General features: G+C 73.3%; 16 protein-coding genes. 5 read left to right on the forward strand and 11 right to left on the reverse strand.

Features of this window, described 5'->3' with window-relative positions; all coding sequences use genetic code 11:
- Positions 1–36 precede the first annotated feature (36 nt).
- Positions 37–963 carry a LysR substrate-binding domain-containing protein gene (locus E1289_RS02995; RefSeq protein ID WP_131975005.1) on the forward strand — a complete coding sequence of 309 codons (927 nt, stop codon included), beginning with the start codon at positions 37–39 and terminating at the stop codon, positions 961–963.
- Here E1289_RS02995 and E1289_RS03000 read toward each other — a convergent pair.
- Positions 953–1813 (reverse strand): alpha/beta hydrolase, encoded by an 861-nt coding sequence (locus E1289_RS03000; protein ID WP_243712572.1) that lies wholly within the window; start codon positions 1811–1813, stop codon positions 953–955. The genes E1289_RS02995 and E1289_RS03000 overlap by 11 nt on opposite strands.
- A gap of 56 nt (positions 1814–1869) precedes the next feature.
- The gene (locus E1289_RS03005; protein ID WP_131975007.1) at positions 1870–3459 is read right to left on the reverse strand and encodes an ATP-binding cassette domain-containing protein; all 1590 of its coding nucleotides are present in this window, start codon (positions 3457–3459) and stop codon (positions 1870–1872) included.
- 72 nt (positions 3460–3531) lie between these two features.
- Between E1289_RS03005 and E1289_RS03010 the strand changes: the two genes are divergently transcribed.
- Positions 3532–4197 carry a TetR/AcrR family transcriptional regulator gene (locus tag E1289_RS03010; protein ID WP_131975009.1) on the forward strand — a complete coding sequence of 222 codons (666 nt, stop codon included), beginning with the start codon at positions 3532–3534 and terminating at the stop codon, positions 4195–4197.
- Here the strand turns inward: E1289_RS03010 and E1289_RS03015 are convergent.
- Positions 4194–5045, reverse strand: a complete 852-nt coding sequence (locus E1289_RS03015) for a helix-turn-helix transcriptional regulator (RefSeq protein WP_131975011.1) — start codon at positions 5043–5045, stop codon at positions 4194–4196. The two genes, E1289_RS03010 and E1289_RS03015, sit on opposite strands and share 4 nt — an antisense overlap.
- 124 nt (positions 5046–5169) lie before the next feature.
- Between E1289_RS03015 and E1289_RS03020 the strand changes: the two genes are divergently transcribed.
- Positions 5170–6168, forward strand: a complete 999-nt coding sequence (locus E1289_RS03020) for an aldo/keto reductase (RefSeq protein ID WP_207928741.1) — start codon at positions 5170–5172, stop codon at positions 6166–6168.
- A 42-nt stretch (positions 6169–6210) separates the two neighbouring features.
- Here E1289_RS03020 and E1289_RS03025 read toward each other — a convergent pair whose 3' ends face one another.
- The gene (locus tag E1289_RS03025) at positions 6211–8559 is read right to left on the reverse strand and encodes a penicillin acylase family protein (RefSeq protein ID WP_131975013.1); all 2349 of its coding nucleotides are present in this window, start codon (positions 8557–8559) and stop codon (positions 6211–6213) included.
- 68 nt (positions 8560–8627) lie between these two features.
- A complete protein-coding gene (locus E1289_RS03030; RefSeq protein WP_131975015.1) occupies positions 8628–9083 on the reverse strand; it encodes an NUDIX domain-containing protein in 456 nt (151 codons plus the stop codon).
- A 200-nt stretch (positions 9084–9283) separates the two neighbouring features.
- On the opposite strand from E1289_RS03030, the gene E1289_RS03035 reads away from it, so the two are divergent.
- Positions 9284–10123, forward strand: coding sequence for a DUF4253 domain-containing protein (locus E1289_RS03035; protein WP_131975017.1), 840 nt, complete (start codon positions 9284–9286; stop codon positions 10121–10123).
- Between the two features lie 4 nt (positions 10124–10127).
- Positions 10128–11279 carry a hypothetical protein gene (locus E1289_RS03040; RefSeq protein WP_243712574.1) on the forward strand — a complete coding sequence of 384 codons (1152 nt, stop codon included), beginning with the start codon at positions 10128–10130 and terminating at the stop codon, positions 11277–11279.
- A 35-nt stretch (positions 11280–11314) separates the two neighbouring features.
- Here E1289_RS03040 and E1289_RS03045 read toward each other — a convergent pair whose 3' ends face one another.
- The 6 genes from E1289_RS03045 to E1289_RS03070 all read right to left on the reverse strand — a co-directional run bounded on the left by E1289_RS03045 (position 11315) and on the right by E1289_RS03070 (position 18251).
- Positions 11315–13318: an ATP-binding SpoIIE family protein phosphatase gene (locus E1289_RS03045; RefSeq protein ID WP_243712575.1), complete on the reverse strand. Its 2004-nt coding sequence runs from the start codon at positions 13316–13318 to the stop codon at positions 11315–11317.
- Between the two features lie 129 nt (positions 13319–13447).
- Complete coding sequence (locus E1289_RS03050) at positions 13448–14308, reverse strand: fused MFS/spermidine synthase (RefSeq protein WP_131975019.1); 861 nt, start codon at positions 14306–14308, stop codon at positions 13448–13450.
- Between the two features lie 43 nt (positions 14309–14351).
- Positions 14352–15371, reverse strand: coding sequence for a dipeptide ABC transporter ATP-binding protein (locus E1289_RS03055; protein WP_131975021.1), 1020 nt, complete (start codon positions 15369–15371; stop codon positions 14352–14354).
- Positions 15355–16407 carry an ABC transporter ATP-binding protein gene (locus tag E1289_RS03060; RefSeq protein WP_131975023.1) on the reverse strand — a complete coding sequence of 351 codons (1053 nt, stop codon included), beginning with the start codon at positions 16405–16407 and terminating at the stop codon, positions 15355–15357. The genes E1289_RS03055 and E1289_RS03060 overlap by 17 nt, the downstream gene beginning before the upstream one ends.
- A 3-nt stretch (positions 16408–16410) precedes the next feature.
- The gene (locus tag E1289_RS03065; protein WP_131975025.1) at positions 16411–17313 is read right to left on the reverse strand and encodes an ABC transporter permease; all 903 of its coding nucleotides are present in this window, start codon (positions 17311–17313) and stop codon (positions 16411–16413) included.
- 11 nt (positions 17314–17324) lie between these two features.
- On the reverse strand, positions 17325–18251 hold the full coding sequence (locus tag E1289_RS03070) for an ABC transporter permease (protein WP_131975027.1): 927 nt from the start codon (positions 18249–18251) through the stop codon (positions 17325–17327).

Genomic DNA, 18251 nt, shown 5'->3' on the forward strand with positions numbered 1-18251 from the left:
TCCGGAGGTATCACGAACCTGTGATAGCAAGGAGCCATGCGCCCGCTCGACCTGCTCAACGGACGGCTGAAGCTCCGGCACCTGGTCCTCGTCGTCGCGGTCGCCGAGCACGGCAGCATCCTGCGGGCGGCCGAGCACCTGCACCTCGCGCAGCCCGCCGTCACGCGGAGCCTGCGGGAGGTCGAGGGCATCCTCGGGGTGGAGCTGTTCACCCGCGGCCCGCGCGGCGTGACGCCGACCCTGTTCGGGGACGCGTTCACCGAGCACGCCCGCGCCGTCCTCGCCGAGCTGCGCCGCGCGGGCGAGCGGATCACCGGCCTGGCGGACGGCGAGGTCGGCACCGTCACGATCGGCACCCTGCTCGCCGGCTCCAACGTCCTGCTCCCCCGCGCGATCGCCGCGCTGAAGGAGGAACGGCCGGGCATCACGGTGATCGTCCAGGAGGCCACGTTCGACGCCCAGGTCCCCCGCCTGCTGGACGGCGAGATCGACCTGATCCTCGGCCGCCTCAACCCCATCGACGACCTGCGCGGCCTCCGCCAGATCACCCTCTACGGCGAACCGGTACGCCTGGTCGCCCGCCGCGGCCACCCCGCCCGCTCGCGGCCGGACCTCGGCCTGGCCGACCTGCTGGACTACCCGTGGGTCCTGCCGCTGGAGCAGACCGCGCTGCGCTCGGAACTGGAGCAGGTGTTCCGCGCGGCGGGCCTCGTCCTGCCGGGCAACCTGGTCGAGTGCACGTCGGTGCTGACCGTCCGCACCCTCGTCCGCGACACCGACATGATCGCGGCCCTGCCCGAGCTCGTCGGCCGCACCGACGCCGACATCGCGCCCCTGCCCGTGCCGCTGGAGACCGTCCGCCGCCAGGTGGGCGTCACCCTGCCCGCGCACCGCGCCCCGACGCCGTCCGCCCGCATCATGCTCGACCACCTGCGCCGCGAGGCCGCCGCGCTCACCGCCTGACCAGGTCGAGCAGCGCCCCGCCGACCCGCGACCCCGGGTCCGCCAGATCGAAGACGACGTCGAAGTGGTCGCGTCCGGGCACGACCATCAGCTCACCGGCGCCCCACGTCGGCTGGAACGACCGGGACTGCTCCAGGAACCCTTCGCCGTCGTCCTCCGCGACGACGAAGACCGCCGGGCACCGGTACTCCGCGGGCAGCAGCGCGGGGCTCAGCCTGGCCGCCCGCGCGAGATCCAGCCGCACGGCCTCGTTCACGTAGACGCGCGTGATGGGACGGATGTCGAAGAGCCCGCTGATCGGCATGGCGGCCTTGACCACGTCCTCGGGAAGCCCGAACGGCTCCTGCCATCCGCCGACCATCGTCATGCCGGTCAGGTGCCCGCCGGCAGAACTGCCGCCGACCACGATCCGCTCCGGATCGAGCCCGTGTGCACGGCCGTGCCGGTAGATCCACGCGATGGACGCCCGCACCTGCCGGACGATCTCCTCCAGCGAAGCCTTCGGCGCCAGGGTGTAGTCCGGCACGACGGTCGCGACGCCCTGCTCGTGGAGCCCGCGGGCCATGAACGACGACACGTCCCGCGACAGCGCCATCCAGTAGCCGCCGTGCAGGAAGACGAACACGGGCCGCAGCCCCTCGCCCGTGCCCCAGACGTCCAGGCGCTCCCCGCTCGCCTCGTCGTAGACGATCCCGGGATACCCGGGAAGCCCGTCGACGGCACGCGCCGACTCGTCCCGGTACCGCGCCATGTACCGCGCGAAGAGCTCCTCCCCCGCCTTCCGCCGCACGTTGTAGGCCACGTCCAGCTCCTCGTCGCTCAACCCGCTCCCGGGCCATTCCGCCACCACCACAGCCCTCCTCTTGAGCTCTCTCCGCGAACCGGCGCTCGTCGAACACCGGCGGGTCACCCGCGCCGGCCGGTCCAGACCGGGACGTCCGACTCGTGGACGCCTCCGTCGGAACCGAAGATCAGGTAGCGATCGAAGTCGCCCGCGAACCAGCGGTCGTGCGTGACGGCCAGGACGGTTCCCGAGTAGGAGGCCAGGCCCTCCTGCAGGGCCTCGGCGCTGGCCAGGTCCAGGTTGTCGGTCGGCTCATCCAGAAGGAGCAGGGTAGCGCCCGACAGTTCCAGGAGGAGGATCTGCAGGCGGGCCTGCTGGCCGCCCGAGAGGGTCTCGAACGGGCGGGTGCCGGCGGGCGCGAGTTCGTAGCGGGCCAGCGCGGCCATGGCGTCGTTGCGGGTGAGCGCGTACTCCGACATGACGATCTCCGCGGGTGTGCGGGCGTGCAGGTCCGGGCGGGCGTGGGTCTGGACGAAGTGGCCGGGGACGACCCGGGCGCCGAGGCGGAACGCTCCGCTGTGCGGTATTCGGCCGCCTGCCAGCAGGCGCAGGAACATCGACTTGCCGGAGCCGTTGGACCCCAGTACCGCGACGCGCTCGCCGTACCGGATCTCGGTGTCGAACGGGCGCGTGGTGCCGGTCAGTTCAAGGGACTCGCAGATGAGCGCGCGCTTGCCGGTGCGGCCGCCGCGCAGGCGCATCCGCACGTTCTGCTCCTTAGGCGCGCTCTGCGGCGGCCCCGCCTCCTCGAAGCGCCGCAGGCGGGTGCGGGCGGCCCGGTAGGAGGAGGCGACCGCGTCGTTGTTCGCCGCGCGCTGGCGGAGTACGTGGACGAGCCGTTTGAGGCGGGCGTGCTCCTCGTCCCAGCGGCGGCGCAGCTCATGGAGGCGTTCGGTACGGTCGCGGCGGGCCTGCGCATAACCCGCGAACCCGCCACCGTGGACCCACACGTCACGCGACTCCACCGTGACGATGCGGTCGGCCGCGTCGGCGAGCAGCTGCCGGTCGTGGGACACCAGCAGGACGGTCTTGCTCGTCGCACGCAGCTTCCCGGCCAGCCACTCCTTGCCGGGGATGTCGAGGTAGTTGTCGGGCTCGTCCAGCAGGAGGACCTCGTCCGGGCCGCGCAGCAGGGCCTCCAGGACGAGGCGCTTCTGCTCGCCGCCCGACAGCGTGGCGACGCCGCGGGTCTTCGCCGCGTCGAAGGGCAGGCCCAGCGCCATCGTGGTGCAGGCGTCCCAGACGACCTCCATGTCGTAGCCGCCCGCGTCGGTGTAGTCGGTGATGGCCCCGGCGTAGGCGAGCTGGCTGGGTTCACCGTCGTCCAGCTCCCGCTCGGCGCGGGCCAGCCGCTCCGCCGCCTCCCGGACTCCGTCCGGCGCCACCGAGAGCAGCAGGTCGCGGACGGTCCGCCCGTCGCGGACGCCGCCGATGAACTGGCGCATGACACCGAGGCCGCCGGAGCTCGTCACCACGCCCTCGGACGGCTCGATGTCCCCCGCGATCAGCCGCAGCAACGTCGTCTTGCCGGCCCCGTTGGGCCCGACGAGCGCGGCGATCACCCCCTCCCCGACGCGGAAGGAGACGTCGTCCAGGAGCGGCCGGCCGTCGGGAAGCGCATAGGTCAGCCGGCTCACCTCGATATGGCCCATACACCCTCTCGTACGTTGTTCTAGTGACCGGATCAACGGTCGAGTTCCGGTTCAATGTACTAGAGTGGACGCATGACCGAGAGCGTATGGCTGCGCCGGAACCGGCCCCGGCGGGAGGCGCCGCCCCTGACGCGGGAGCGGATCGTCGCCGAGGCCGTGGCCCTGCTGGACGAGGAGGGCGCCGGGCGGCTGACGATGCGCCGGCTCGCCGAGCGTCTCGACACCGGGGCCACGACCCTGTACTGGCACGTCAAGACGAAGGACGACGTCCTGGAGCTGGCGCTCGACGCCGTCTTCGGAGACGTCCCGGTTCCCGGGGCCGGGACGGACTGGCGCGCCGACGTGATCGCGCTCATGTCGGGCTGGCGGGCGGCGATGCTGCGCCACCCCTGGTCGGCGTCGATCCTCGGAGGCCGCCCGCTCCTCGGCCCGGAGGTGATGGCCCGGACCGACTTCCTGTACGCCGCCCTGGCCGCGACCGGGCTGACCGGCACCCGGCTCGCGGGCGCCGCGTACGCGGTCGCGAACTACGTCATCGGCTCGGCGCTCATGGAGGTCGGGGCCCGGCGCGACGACGGGCCCGAGGCGGAGAAGGCCGCCGAGGGGCATCTCGCCCGCCACCGCGACCGGTACCCGCATCTCGCCGCGCACGGCCATCTCAGCGGCGGCGAGTGGGACGACGCCTTCCGCCAGGGGCTGGGCTACCTCCTGGACGGGGTGGCCCGCGCAGGAACTTAACGAGCGGGAGTGCCGGCGGGGAACTCCTCGGTGCCGAGTACCCGCAGCAGTTCAAGGCGCTCGCGGGACTCTTCGTCCGCCGGGGTGAGGACCACCAGCTCCTGCCGCTGGTCCGGGGTGACCAGGGTCTCGCAGTCCATCAGCAGGCTTCCCACCCGCGGATTCACGACGGTCTTGCGGTCGGCGCGCCGTACCGCGACCTCGTGCTCGTCCCAGAGGCGGCGGAAGTCACCGCTGGCGGCCCGCAGCCGGTCGACGAGCCGGGACACCTCCGGGTCGCCCGGCCGGCGGCCCGCCACCACGCGCAGGTCGGCCACGATCTGGCGGGCGTGGCGCTCCCGGTCCCCGGGCGGGTGGGCGGCGCGGATGTCCGGCTCGGTGAACCAGCGGTACGGGAGGTAGCGCCGGTCTCCGGAGAGGCCCGTGAGGTCCCCCGCCAGCAGGACGGACGTCCGGTTCTGCGCGAGAACCTCCCCCAGTTCGGACACCACCAGCGCCGGGGTGCCGTCGAGCAGGTCGAGCATGCGGATCAGGCCGGCGCGGGCGAGGCGGGCCGTCCCGTCGGCGGGCGCCGGCTGGTGGCCGGCGAGATGGAACAGGTGGTCGCGCTCGTCGTCGGACAGGCGGAGCGCCCGGGCCAGCGCGCCGAGCAGCTGCGTCGAAGGCCGGCTGCCGCGGCCCTGCTCAAGGCGGACGACGTAGTCCACGGACATGCCGGCGAGCATCGCGACCTCCTCACGGCGAAGCCCCGAGGTGCGGCGGCGCGGCCCCTCGGTGAGCCCCGCCTCCGCGGGCCGGATGGCCTGGCGTCGGCGGCGCAGGAAGTCGGCGAGCTCTGCACGTTGCATGACTCCATGGAACCTCGCCGCGAGCCGCATTATCCAGGGAGCGGCTCTCCCACGATGAGCGCTCCGCTTTCGCCCCTCTCGGTTCGCGCGCAGGGTCGGGGGTGACAGTGACGCTAGGGAGAACATGATGCAGACAAGAATCCTGGGCAGGTCGGGCCCGGCCGTTTCCGCGCTGGGGCTGGGCGCGATGGGGATGTCGGACGCCTACGGCCCCGCCGACCGCACCGAGAGCATCGCCACCGTGCACGCCGCGCTGGACGCCGGCGTCACGCTGATCGACACCGGCGACTTCTACGCCATGGGGCACAACGAGCTGCTGCTGGCCGAGGCGCTGCGCGGGCGCGATCGCGACGGCTACCAGCTGAGCGTGAAGTTCGGAATGCTGCGGGGGCCGGGGCCCGGCTTCGGCGGGCACGACGGCCGTCCCGAGGCGGTCAAGAACTTCCTGGCCTACTCGCTGACCCGGCTCGGCACCGACCACGTCGACGTCTACCGCCCCGCGCGGCTGGACCCCGGCGTGCCGATCGAGGAGACGGTCGGCGCGATCAAGGAGATGATCGACGCCGGGTACGTGCGGCACCTCGGGCTCTCGGAGGTCGACGCGGCGACGGTCCGGCGGGCGCACGCCGTGCATCCGGTCGCCGACCTCCAGATCGAGTACTCGCTGATCTCCCGCGCGGTGGAGGACGACGTCCTGCCCACGCTGCGGGAGCTGGGCATCGGCATGACCGCGTACGGCGTCCTCGGCCGGGGGCTGATCTCCGGGCACTGGTCCGCCGACCGCGGCGCCGCCGGCGACGGCCGTGCCGCGATGATGCCGCGCTTTTCCGGCGAGAACGTGGAACACAACCTCGCCCTCGTGGACGCGCTCCGCGGGGTCGCCGGAACGAAGGGATGCACCGTCGCCCAGCTCGCCATCGCCTGGGTCGCCGCGCAGGGTGCGGACATCGTGCCGCTGGTCGGTGCCCGCACCCGGAAACGGCTGGCGGAGGCGCTGCCCGCGGTGGAGGTGACCCTCACCGCCGACGACCTGGCCGAGATCGAGAAGGCCGTGCCGCGAGGCGCGGCGCGCGGCGACCGGTACCCCTCGACGTTCATGGCCAACCTGGGCGCGGGCAACTGACGGGCGGCTCCCCGGTGGACCCGCGGGCCCACCGGGGAGGCTTCAGCCTCCGTTGAGCCGGACGACCTTGAGGCCGGGAGCCCTGGTGATCTCGTCCGCGCAGAAGCGCCCGGTGACCCAGCCCTTCTTCGAGAAGAGGCGGGTCTGGTCGGCGTAGTGGGGGGACGTCGGGTCGGCGGACTGGGAGTAGGTCATGAGAGTGCGGGTGTCGGGGCAGCGGTCGTCGTCGAAGGAGACCACCTGGACGTAACTGGACCCGGTCCCGACCTCCGTGTACCCCTGGCCCGGTGTCCATCTGGCCTCGATCTTGTTGAGGATGCCGAGGTCCTCGGTGCCGCCCCCGACCGGGATCTTCTCGCCGTTGCGGGTGACGTACTGGTGGTCGCCGAGGGGCGCGTCCAGGGGGATCTTCGACGTGCGCAGATCGGCGACCGCGTCGATCAGTGCCTTGCGGGCCGCCCAGGAGGCGGTGTTGAAGTCGCGCGGCGTGTTCACCGGGTCGGAGACGTCGAACGGCGTCTTCCACAGGTCCCAGGCGGCCGTGGCCTTGCGCCAGTAGCGGTCGAACAGGAGGGCGCCGCGGCTGCCGGTGTCGGCGGTCCTGTCCCACTCGCCGAGGACGTCGCAGGGCGCGCCGAGCCGCATCTCGCGACACATCCGCACGGTGCCCTCGGCGGCGAGTTCGCCCGCGATGTTGCGGTTGGCGAAGACGAGGTCCTGCATGTCCGGGCGGGTGAACCGGCCCTGGCCGAGCCGGTCCCGGACGGCGACGAGGCCGCTCCGCGTGCGCAGGGTGCGCTCCGTTCTCTCGTCACCGATGATGCGGTCGTACCCGGTCAGCGGCTTCCGGGGGTTGGACAGCCAGTGGCTGTCGTTGGAGTTGGTGACGTAGTCGGCGCGGTTCAGCACCGGGTAGCGGCCGGGGTCGAGGATGCCCGGCTGGACGGTCCCGGGGGCCCGGCCCGGCGCGCAGGACGACCGGGTGCCGTCCAGGATCGCCAGCCCGGCCTGGCGGAACGTCAGGTGGCCGAGAAGGCTGTTGCAGCGGTCCGCGAACTCGTCGGTGACGTTGGGAAGCACCTGGATCTGCGCGAAGAGGGCGTCGCCCCGGGAGTCGGCGGCGATCGTGTTGACCCAGGGCAGGCCCTGGGTCTGCTTCAGCGCGCGGACGGCGTCGTCGGTCGTCCGGGCCCTGCTCAGGGCGAGCGAGGTGTTGGCGAGGCGGACGTTGGTGGCGTTCGGGTCGGTGAGCGCGTAGGCGTTCCACGTCGTCCACGGCAGGTCGATGGACGAGACGGACGTGACGATGGGGCCGTAGCGGCTGCGCCACAGCGTCCTCGTCACCGGCTTGAGCGAGCCGTCCTGCTGCTTGGCCTGGACGGTGACCCGCCGCTTGGTCATCTTCTCCTTCCTGCCGTCCACGAAGTACGACGTCGGGTCGCCGGGCACCAGGCGCAGTTCCGTCAGGCTGAACGGCACGCCGGTGGCGACCGTGTGGCTCCACGCGAACGTGGCGGTGTGGCCGATGTTGATCGCGGGCGAGCCGAGAAGGCCGGCGCCGCTCACGTCGACCTCGCCGGGGATCGTCTGGTGCATCTGCCAGAAGCGCCGCCCGTTGTGCCACGGGTAGTGCGGGTTGCCCAGCAGGAGCCCGTGGCCGTTCGCGGTGCCCTCGCTCCCGACGGCGATCGCGTTGCTGCCCATGGCGGCGTCCGCCATCAGGTTCCGGGCGGCCTCGGCGGCCTCCTGTGGCGACTGCGTGGCGCGCCTGACCGCGTTCTCGCCCGGCGGGGCGGCCGCCACGATCTGGTCGGTGCTCCTGCCGGAGGCGCCGAGCATGGCGAGCGCGTAGCCGCGGCGGTGGACGTCCAGCTCGGTGACGGGCCGCAGCCACGCGGCGCCCTTGCACGCGGGGTCGGTGATCTCGCCTTCGCGCAGGAACCGGTTGTACCCGGCCGCCCATCCGCGGCTGACCGCGCGCACCTCGGCGGCCGGGCCGTAGGGCGCGGGCGCGGCGATCAGCTTCTCCACGATGCCGCTGTCGTTGACGGACGTGAAGAACACGTCGCTGGCCAGGTTGGTCGACGCCGAAGAGAGCGAGCCGTCCGGGGCGGCCTCGACTCCGAAGTACTTGGAGCGTTCCCCGCTCAGGGTGACGACGCCCTGCGCGATCAGGCAGATGTTGTCCTTCGCCGCCGCGTAACCGGTGCCGTAGCCCAGGCCGGCGTAGTCCTTCGCCGTGATGTGCGGAATGCCGTACCCGGTGTAGCGGATGGTGGCCGCCATGCCGCGTTCCGAGGGCAATTCGGTGGCGGCGGAGGCGGGTACGGGGGTCGAAAGGGCGACGCCGAGGACGGCGGTTCCCGCCACACGCAGGAGATGGCGCGGCATTGCGGCTCCTTGATCACAGAGGCTCCGCAAAATTCGCATACACCGACGAATCTGACAAGACCCCGGGTTCAGGGGGCCAGGCCGGGAAGGTCGGCCGCGTGGTCGCCCAGGTAGGCGGCGAGTGTCTCGGGGATGAGGTCGATGGGCGCCAGCGCGGCCGGAGTGCAGGTCACCCGCTCGACGTCGTGGCGCCCGCTGCCCGGGTCGTCGAACTCCGGGCCGTGCCTGCGGGACAGGTCCATCGAGACCAGGCGGCACACGTAGAAGGTGTTCAGACGGTACAGACCGGGGCTTTGCTCACCGCACGCGAAGACCTGCCGGACGGCACCCGCGGTGGCGCCCAGCTCCTCGTCCAACTCCCGCCGCAGCGCCGCCTCCGGGGAGGCGTCCCCGGGCTCGATCCCGCCGCCCGGGGTCGTCCAGTAGACGGGACGGCCGGGCTTCGTGCGCCGGATCAGCACGAGCGCGTCACCGTCCAGCAGGAGGGCCCGGACGGCGCGCCGCAGCCGGGGAGTCTCACTCACGGGTTCGGCCCTCACGTATTCGGGTGGGCGGCGAAGACCCCGCCATCATCCCGCACCCGGATCGCCGCCGGGTCGTTCCCGGGCGGACGCCCGCCCGGGAACGACCGAACCGTACGGCTCGTCCCCTCGGCGGCCCCTGCGCCGTTACCATCACCAGTGCCAAGATCCTGTTGGCATGCTCTGTACCGGAACGGCGTGAAATGGATGATGTGGAGGTCCGGCACCTGCCGGGCGACCTGCCGCAGCTCTTCGACGGCGGCATCGACGGCGCTGCCGCCGGGCGGACGCTGTCGGTGCCGCTGCCCGAGGGTGACCTGGTCTGGCCCGACCCGGGCTATCCGCAGCGGCGGCTGCTCATGCGTCCCGCGTTCTGGCTGAGCGACGAGCCCGTCCGCGGCGAGCTGTGGTGCAGGCTCCGCGCCGAGCACCCCCGGTCGGGGCTGTGGCCGCTGCTGATGGACGAGACCGACCAGCCCTGGGCGTCCGGGCAGATCGCGCCCGAACCGGCGGCCGAGATCGGCAACTACCACCCCCACGCCTTCATGTCCGAGGTGTGGGCCGACTGGGCCGAGCAGGCGGACGAGAGCGACCACGACGACCTCGCCCCCTTCGGCCGCCACTGCCCCGGGCTCGCCCCGCCCGGCGTCCCGCTCGACGACCCCGGCGTCATGGCGGACCGGTACGCCCGCGTGCTCGCAGCCCGCGGCCTGCCGCTGGGCCTGGTCGCGGTGGACCGCGGCGCCGACGCGCCGGCCGTCGCCGGCTGGCAGGGCGCCCTCAACCACAACGAGTGGACGGCGCCGCTCGCCGCCGTGCTGCGCAGCTGGGAGGACCGCTTCGGCGCGCACGTCGTCGGGCTCGGCTTCAACACGCTGGAGCTGAGCGTCGCCGCTCCCCCGGTCACCGTCCGGCACGCCGTCCACGTCGCGGCCGAGCACTGGGCCTTCTGCCCCGACATCCTGTTCCAGGGCCCGGGCACCCTCGCCGGCTACGCGGAGGAGATCCGCGGCAAGACCAACTGGTCCTTCTGGTGGGATTGAGCCCGTGATACCGAGGAGCCGCGGGCGCGCGCTGCCCGCCGTCATCGCGATGGCCGTGGGGCTCACGCTCGCGGCCGATGTCACCGTTCTCGTCTCGGGTCACCTGGACGAGGACTCCGGCGCGGACGACCTGGTGTCGGTGGACCAAGGGGCGGCCCCGCTGGCGCCATCGGTCGCGCCGCTGACCCGTCGCCACACGCCGCACCTCCTGGTCGCCGGGGCGTCCTCGCTGCCGCCCCGCGCCGTCGAGCGCACACTGGGCCTCAAGGGCGTCGCCGGGGTCACCGTCGTGGACGCCGCACGGGCCAGGGTCGGCGGGCGCCGCATGGGGCTGCTGGGCGTCGACCCGTCGAAGTTCCGGGCGTTCGCGCCGGAGGCGACGGCCGAGTCCGACCAGCTGTGGCGGACGATCGCGGCCGGCGGCCTGGCCGTGTCGTTCGAGCACGGCCAGGACGGGGCGCTGCCGCTGGGCGCGGTCGTCCCGGCCGGCAGCAGCGAGCGCGCCGGCCGCGTGCGCGTCGGCGCCTACGCCTCGATGGGCATCGGCGACGTCGACGCGGTCGTCTCCCGCGAGCGGGCCAGGGAACTCGGCCTGCCCGAGGGCAACGCCCTGATCATCAGCGCCCCGAAGGCCGACACCGGGAAGCTGACCGCGCGGCTGAAGAAGATCCTCCCGCGCGGCACGAAGGTGGCGGCGCTCGCGCCGGCGCGGCCCGCGCAGCAGCCCGCCGCGCGGGACGGCCGCGTCCGGCTGACCGGGCGGCCCGACGGGGTGAGGGGCGCCTCGACCCCGATCACCGGCAACCGGATGACGCCCACAATGCGGGCCCTCGTGCTGGAGATCGCCCGGCTGTTCGGCCCCTTCCCGGTGATCGGCTGCTACCGCTCCAACGCCGACGCGCAGGACCACGGCCACGGCCGCGCCTGCGACTTCATGCAGAGCACCGGCGGCCGCATGCCGAGCGCCGGCGCGATGCGGCACGGCGACCAGGTCGCGCGGTACGCCGTCCAGCACGCGCGGCGGCTCGGGGTCTCCTACGTCATCTGGAAGCAGCACATCTGGAACGTGCGGGGCGGTGGCTGGCGCCCGATGCCGGACCGCGGGAGCCTCACGCAGAACCACTACGACCACGTGCACATCTCGGTGCTGCGCTAGCCGTACCCGGCCGCCGTACCCGCCCACCTACATCCTCAACGGGGCAGCTCCTGCTCGCACCAGACGACCTTGCCCTCGGCGGTGCGGCGCACGCCCCAGCGCTGCGCCAGCCGGCCCACGACGTGCAGGCCCCGGCCCGACTCGGTCATCTCGTCCTCGTCGTCGTGGTGCCGGATGCGGGGCCGGCCGTCGGCGGAGTCGAAGACCTCGCAGACCAGGCCGCCCTCGAGCACGAGCCGCAGCGTGATCCTGCCGCCCGCGTGCCGGATCGCGTTGGTGACCAGCTCCGACACCAGCAGCATCGTGGAGTGGGCCATGTCGTCGAGGTCCCAGCGGGCGAGCCGGTCGCGGACGAGGCCGCGGGCCCGGCGGACCGCGGCGGGCTCGGCGGGCAGCTCCCAGGTCGCGTGGTGGTCGGCGGGGATGCGCGCCAGCCGGGCCACCAGCATCGCGATGTCGTCGCGGTGCTGGTCGTCGTAGACGCCGTCGAGCGCCGCCTGGCACAGGTCCTCCAGCGGCCGGGCCGCGGCGCCCGGACCGAAGGTCTCCTGCAGGCGGGCGAGGCCGTCGTCGATGTCGCGGGCCCGGTTCTCCACGAGCCCGTCGGTGTAGAGGAACAGGAGCGTCCCGTCCTCGACGGTGAACTCGCGGCTGACGATGGGGCCGTCGCCGCCGACGCCGAGCGGCGGCGCGGGCGGCACCGGCAGGAACTCCGAGTCGGCCCCGGGCGGGGCGAGCAGCGGCGGCAGGTGCCCGGCGCTGGCGACCTCGCACCGGCCGCTGACCGCGTCGTAGACGACGTAGGCGCAGGTGGCGAAGTGCGGTTCCCGCTCGCCGAGCGTCCGCATCAGCGAGTCGAGCCGCTCCAGGGCCTCGGCGGGCGGCAGTTCGAGCCCGGCGAGGGTGTGGATGGCGGTGCGGAGCCGCCCCATCGTGACGGCGGCCTTCACCCCGTGCCCGGCGACGTCCCCGACCACCAGCGCGACCCGCGCGCCGGGCAGCGCGATCGACTCGTACCAGTCGCCGCCCACCTCGATCAGGCGGCTGCCGGGCAGGTAGCGGTGGTGCACCTCGACCGGGGACGGCGCGGACAGCCCGGTCGGCAGGAGGCTGCGCTGCAGGGTGAGGGCGGTGGCGCGTTCCCGCGAGTACTGCCGCGCGCTCTCGATGAAGATGGACGCCCGGTTCGCGAAGTCCATCCCGATTTCGACGTCGTAGGCGTCGAACGGGCGGTGCGCGGCGTTGCGGGTGCAGGCGAAGAAGCCCAGGACACCCGCGGCCGAGGTGATCGGCAGCAGCAGCATCGAGGCGCCCTTGAGCAGGTCGGCGACCGGCGGCCGGCGCCAGGCCGCCGCGAGCCTGGCGGCGCCGTCGCGGCCGAGGGCGCGCAGCACCGGCTCGCCCGACCCCATGCACAGCGCGTACGGGGTGCCCTCCGGGTAGACGAGGGACTCGCCGGTGGGGAACGTCGCGTCCCAGGCCGGGTCGTCGTCGTCGAACCCGATCGCCATCCGGCGCATCTGCGGGCCGTCGGGGCCGTCCGGCGGCTCGTCGGCGTCGATGTGGCTCTCGACCAGGAGCAGGGCGCCGGCGTTGCAGAAGTGCGGGACGAGCACGTCCATCAGGCCGCGCGCCAGCATCTCCAGGTCGAGGGTGGAGCCGATCCGCGGGAGGGCGTCGTCCAGCAGGGCCCGGCGGATCACGGCCGGGTCGACGAACCGGTCGGCGAGCGGCACCGGCACCCGGACGACGGCGAGCGCGACGACGTCGGGCGCGCCGCCGCTCATCGGGTGGACGGTGACGACCGCGTCGAGCATGCCGCCCTCGGGGTTGTCCACGGCGAGCATCGCGGTCCGCTCCCGGCCGGCCTTGACGGCCTCCAGCAGCGGATCCCGCGCGCCGGGGATCAACTCGTCCAGGTCGGCACCGCGCAGGTCGTCGCCGTTCGGGGCGAGAACTGCGGCGGCGTTACGGTCGAACTGGAGTATTCTCCCCGACGAATCCATGCCGAGAATCAGAATTCGGGTGGACGACTCCATCGCTCGATTATGGGACATGGAGGGCCCGCGTAGGGCCGATACGGCAGGGGAAACCGTCCGGGAATTCCGTCGTTCGTGTTCCAGCTCGGCGGCCGACCGGAAATTACCCGTTCCCCGGATCTCCCCGGGTCAGGAACCTCCGAATACCTGCGGCGGCGGGACGGGCGCGATGATCTCCTCGCCGTCGCGCAGCGGCGCCGCGCCCGCGCAGAAGGCGGCGAGGTCACCGCCCGCCAGCAGCCGGGCCCGGGCGATGCCGCCCGCCGCGCGGCGCGTCAGCTCGGCCACCGGCAGCGGCTCCGGGGACCCGGCCACGATGAGGTTGCCGAACCGGCGGCCCCGCAGCACGCCCGGGTCGGCCATGAGCAGCGTGTGGGAGAACACCGACCGCACGGTGGCGGCGACCCTGCGGGCGAACGGCAGCCGGAAGCCGTCGGCGACGTTGGCCATGTACACGCCCCCGGGCCGCAGGACGCGCGCGGCGTCCAGCACGAACTCGCGGGTCGCGAGCTCGGGCGGCATGGACGCCTCGGCGAACGCGTCCATCACGACGAGGTCGTCGGCGTCGTCGGCGAGCGCCGCGATGCCCGAGCGCCCGTCGGTGATCCGGATCCGCAGGCCCGGGACGCCCTTGACCGGCAGCCGCTCGCGGACGAGCCGCACCAGTTCCGCGTCCGGCTCCAGGACGAGCTGCCGGGACCCCGGCCGGGTCGCGGCGATGTAGCGGGCCAGCGTGCAGCCGGCGCCGCCGATGTGGACGGCGTCGAACGCCTCGCCGTCCAGCCCGAGCGCGTCGACCACGTCGCCCATGAGCCGCATGTACTCGAAGTCGAGGTAGGTCGGGTCGGACAGGTTCACGTACGACTGGGGCACGCCGCCGACGAGGAGCATCCAGCCGCCGTCCCGATCGGCGTCCCGCAGCAGCTCCGCCTCCCCTCCGTCGACCCGGTGGACGTTCGGCCTGGGTTCGCGCCTGCCCTTACGCGCCATGCCCCCCACCCTACGGAAACACCAAGGGAGGACCGGCGGACGGTCAGGTCCGCTCGGTGAGCGCGTCCTCGGCCGCGAAGTGGCAGGCGCTGGGGTGCGCGGAACCGTCCCGTTCCTCCAGCGGGGGCTCCCGCTCGGCGCACACGTCCCGGGCCTTCCAGCAGCGGGTCCGGAACCGGCAGCCGGACGGCGGGTCGAGCGGCGACGGCGGCTCCCCCTCAAGCCGGACCTGGCCCGTCCAGCCGGGCGCGTCCGGGTCGGGCACGGGGACGGCCGACAGCAGCGCCTGCGTGTACGGGTGGGTCGGGTGCTCGTAGATCTGGGTCGCGTCGCCGGTCTCCACGACCTTCCCCAGGTACATGACGGCGACGCGGTCGGAGATGTGCCGGACGGCCGCGAGGTCGTGCGCGATGAACACCTGCGCCAGGCCCAGCTCCCGCCGCAGGCCGGCGAGCAGGTTCATCACCTGGGCCTGGACGGAGACGTCCAGCGCCGACACCGGCTCGTCGCAGACGAGCACGTCGGGACGCAGCGCGAGGGCGCGGGCGATCCCGACCCGCTGGCGCTGCCCGCCGGAGAACTGGTGCGGGTACCGGTCGACGTGGCCGGGATCCAGGCCGACGAGCTCCAGCAGTTCCCGGACCCGGGCTCGGCGCTCGCCCTTCGGCGCGGCCTCCGGATGGATCGCGAACGGCTCGCCCACGATGTCCCCGACCGTCATGCGGGGGTTGAGTGACGAGTAGGGGTCCTGCAGGACGATCTGGATGCGGCGGCGCAGCGCCCGCAGCTCGGGTTTCGGCAGCGCGAACATGTCGCGCCCGTCGAAGCGGACCGTCCCGGCCGTGGGGCGTTCCGCGGCGAGCAGCAGCCGGGCCAGCGTCGACTTCCCGCAACCGGACTCGCCGACGACGCCGAGGGTCTCGCCCCGGCGCAGCTCCAGGTCGACGCCGTCCACGGCCTTGACCTGGCCCACCGTGCGTTTCAGCACGACCCCGCGGGTCACCGGGTAGTGCTTGGCGAGCCCCTCCACCCGCAGGATCGGGGCCTCATCCGGATCCGGCACCGTGCACCTCCTCGGCGAAGTGGCAGGCGGCGGCGTGGCCGGGCGCGACGGTGACGAGCGGCGGCGGCTCCGCCGCGCAGACCGCCTCCGCGCGCGGGCAGCGCGGCCGGAACGGGCAGCCGGGCGGCAGCGCCGCCGGGTCCGGCGGCGCCCCCTTGACCGGGACGAGCGGCCCGCCGCGCCGGTCGAGCCGCGGCACCGACGCCAGCAGCCCGCGCGTGTAGGGGTGGGCGGGCCGCGCGTACAGGTCCCGGGCGGGCGCCTGCTCGGCGACCGACCCGGCGTACATGACGACGATCCGGTCGGCGACGCCGGCGACGACGCCGAGGTCGTGGGTGATCAGCACCATGCCCATGCCCAGTTCCTCCTGGAGCCCGGCCAGCAGGCGCATGATCTGCGCCTGGACGGTCACGTCGAGGGCGGTGGTCGGCTCGTCGGCGATCAGGACGTCCGGCTCCAGCGCCAGCGCCATCGCGATCATGGCGCGCTGGCGCATGCCGCCGGAGAACTGGTGCGGGTGGTCGCCGAACCGCCGCGCCGCCGACGGGATCCGCACCCGCTCCATCAGCTCGACCGCCCGGTCCCGGGCCTCGCGGCGGCCGAGCCCGCGGTGCACCCGGTACATCTCGCGGATCTGGTCGCCGACGGTGAACACCGGGTTCAGCGCGGTCAGCGCGTCCTGGAAGATCATCGAGATGCGCTCGCCGCGGTACTCGCGGCGGCGCCGCTCGGGCAGCCCCAGCAGCTCCGTGCCGCGCAGCCGCACCGATCCCCGCTCGATCCGGGCGGGCGGGACGTCGAGGATGCCCATGACGGCCTGCGCCGCGACGCTCTTGCCCGACCCCGACTCGCCGAGGACCGCGACCGTCTCCCCCTCCGCGAGCGTGTAGGACAGCCCGTTCACGGCGTGCACGTCCCGGCCCCGCACCCGGAAGCGGACGTGCAGGTCGTCGACGGCCAGCAGCGGCTCCGCCGGGCGCGGCGCCGGGACCGCCTCGGCCTTCCGGTCCGCGGCCGTGTCACGTTCTCCGGTCATCGCTCACCGCAGCTTCGGGTCGAGGGCGTCGCGGACGGCGTCGCCGAGCAGCAGGAAGCTCAGCACCGTGGCCGACAGGAACGCCGCGGGAAAGATCAGCAGATGCGGGTGGGCCATGAAGGCGTCCTTGGCCTGGCCGAGCTGGAGGCCCCAGGAGACCTGCGGGTACTGCAGGCCGACACCGAGGAAGTCCAGCGTCGCCTCGCCCACGATGACGTTGCCGACGTTGAGGGTGGCGACCACGATCACCGGGGCGATCGCGTTCGGCAGGATGTGCCGGGCCATGACCCTGCGGTCGGACGCGCCGAGCAGCCGCGCGGCCTGCACGTAGTCGGCGTCGCGGACGGAGATGACCTGCCCCCGCATGACGCGGATCATCGTCGTCCAGCCGAGCAGCACCAGGACCAGCGTCATCGCGCCGATGCCGTGCCCGGGGAACGCGACGAGGATCACCGTGCCGCCCAGCACGAACGGCAGCCCGAAGAACACGTCGGTCAGCCGCGAGACCACCGCGTCGACGACGCCGCCGTAGTAGCCCGACAGCATCCCGAACACCACCGCGATCAGCAGCGCGAACAGCGTCACCGCGACGCCGATGAGCAGTGTGGGCCGGGCGCCGTGCACGACGTGCGCGTAGTAGTCGCAGCCGGCGAGGTCGGTGCCGAACCAGTGCTCGCCGGACGGGCCGAGCTTGGCCAGGTTCGGGTCGCAGCCCTCGTTGGCCACGGTGCCGGTGAACAGGCCCGGGCGGGCGGCCATCACCGCGACCACCGCGAGGACCGACACCGAGCACCAGAAGATCCAGCGGCGCCGCAGGTCGCGCCATGCGTCGCCCCACAGCGACGCCCTGCCGACCTCGCCGCCCGCCGCCGCGGTGACCTCGGCCTGCGCCTCCTTCGTCGTCATCTCCGGCCTCCCTACTCGTACCTGATCCGCGGGTCCAGGACCCCGTACAGCAGGTCCACGGCCAGGTTGACCAGCAGGAAGATCAGCACCAGCACGGTGACCGCGCCGACCACGACCGGGCCCTCCTTGAGCTGGATCGACTGGAACACCTGCTGCCCGACGCCCGGCAGGTTGAAGATCCCCTCGGTCACGATCGCGCCGCCCATCAGGTTCCCGAAGTCGACGCCGAGGTAGGTCACGACGGGGATCAGCGAGTTGCGCAGCGTGTGGCGCCCGATGACCCGCGCCTTCGACAGGCCCTTCGCCCGCGCGGTCCGGACGTAGTCGGCCCGGAGGTTCTCCGCCAGGCTCGTGCGGGTCAGCCGCGCCACGTACGAGAGGCCGAGCGAACCGAGCACGATGCCGGGCAGCAGGTAGCTCATCGGCCACCCGTCCTCGGTCCCGGCCGTCGGGAAGATCTGCCAGTGCAGGCCGAACACGATCTGCGCGATGTAGCCGAGGACGAACACCGGCACCGCGATCACCAGGGTCGTCCCGCCGAGGACGAGGGTGTCGGCGAGCCGGCCGCGCCGCAGTCCCGCCCACACGCCGAGCGCGATCCCGATGACCAGCTCGAAGATCCAGGCGGTGAGCGCAAGCCGCGCGGTCACCGCCCAGCGCCCGCCGAGCATCTCCGACACGCTCTGGCCGGTGTAGTTCTCGCCCAGGTCGCCCTGGACGAGGCCCCACATGTACTTCGCGTACTGCACCAGCAGCGGGTCGTTCAGGTTGTACCGGTCCCGGAGCGTCCGCAGGACGTTCTCCGGGACCGGCTTGTCCCCGGCGAGCGCCTGGATCGGGTCCCCCGGCAGCGCGAACACCATCGCGTAGATGAGGAGCGTGGTGCCGAAGAAGACCGGGACCGCCTGGAGGAGCCGCCGGACGACGTAACGCCACAT

Origin of the sequence: Actinomadura sp. 6K520 (genome assembly GCF_004349245.1) — a bacterium.
Classification (GTDB): Bacteria; Actinomycetota; Actinomycetes; order Streptosporangiales; family Streptosporangiaceae; genus Spirillospora.

Excerpts from the sequence above, each read along its gene's own strand:
- E1289_RS02995 (WP_131975005.1), top strand. The coding sequence starts at position 37 with ATGCGCCCGCTCGACCTGCTCAACGGACGGCTGAAGCTCCGGCACCTG.
- E1289_RS03005 (WP_131975007.1), bottom strand. The coding sequence starts at position 3,459 with ATGGGCCATATCGAGGTGAGCCGGCTGACCTATGCGCTTCCCGACGGC.
- E1289_RS03010 (WP_131975009.1), top strand. The coding sequence starts at position 3,532 with ATGACCGAGAGCGTATGGCTGCGCCGGAACCGGCCCCGGCGGGAGGCG.
- E1289_RS03015 (WP_131975011.1), bottom strand. The coding sequence starts at position 5,045 with ATGCAACGTGCAGAGCTCGCCGACTTCCTGCGCCGCCGACGCCAGGCC.
- E1289_RS03020 (WP_207928741.1), top strand. The coding sequence starts at position 5,170 with ATGATGCAGACAAGAATCCTGGGCAGGTCGGGCCCGGCCGTTTCCGCG.
- E1289_RS03025 (WP_131975013.1), bottom strand. The coding sequence starts at position 8,559 with ATGCCGCGCCATCTCCTGCGTGTGGCGGGAACCGCCGTCCTCGGCGTC.
- E1289_RS03035 (WP_131975017.1), top strand. The coding sequence starts at position 9,284 with ATGGATGATGTGGAGGTCCGGCACCTGCCGGGCGACCTGCCGCAGCTC.
- E1289_RS03045 (WP_243712575.1), bottom strand. The coding sequence starts at position 13,318 with ATGGAGTCGTCCACCCGAATTCTGATTCTCGGCATGGATTCGTCGGGG.
- E1289_RS03050 (WP_131975019.1), bottom strand. The coding sequence starts at position 14,308 with ATGGCGCGTAAGGGCAGGCGCGAACCCAGGCCGAACGTCCACCGGGTC.
- E1289_RS03060 (WP_131975023.1), bottom strand. The coding sequence starts at position 16,407 with ATGACCGGAGAACGTGACACGGCCGCGGACCGGAAGGCCGAGGCGGTC.
- E1289_RS03065 (WP_131975025.1), bottom strand. The coding sequence starts at position 17,313 with ATGACGACGAAGGAGGCGCAGGCCGAGGTCACCGCGGCGGCGGGCGGC.
- E1289_RS03070 (WP_131975027.1), bottom strand. The coding sequence starts at position 18,251 with ATGTGGCGTTACGTCGTCCGGCGGCTCCTCCAGGCGGTCCCGGTCTTC.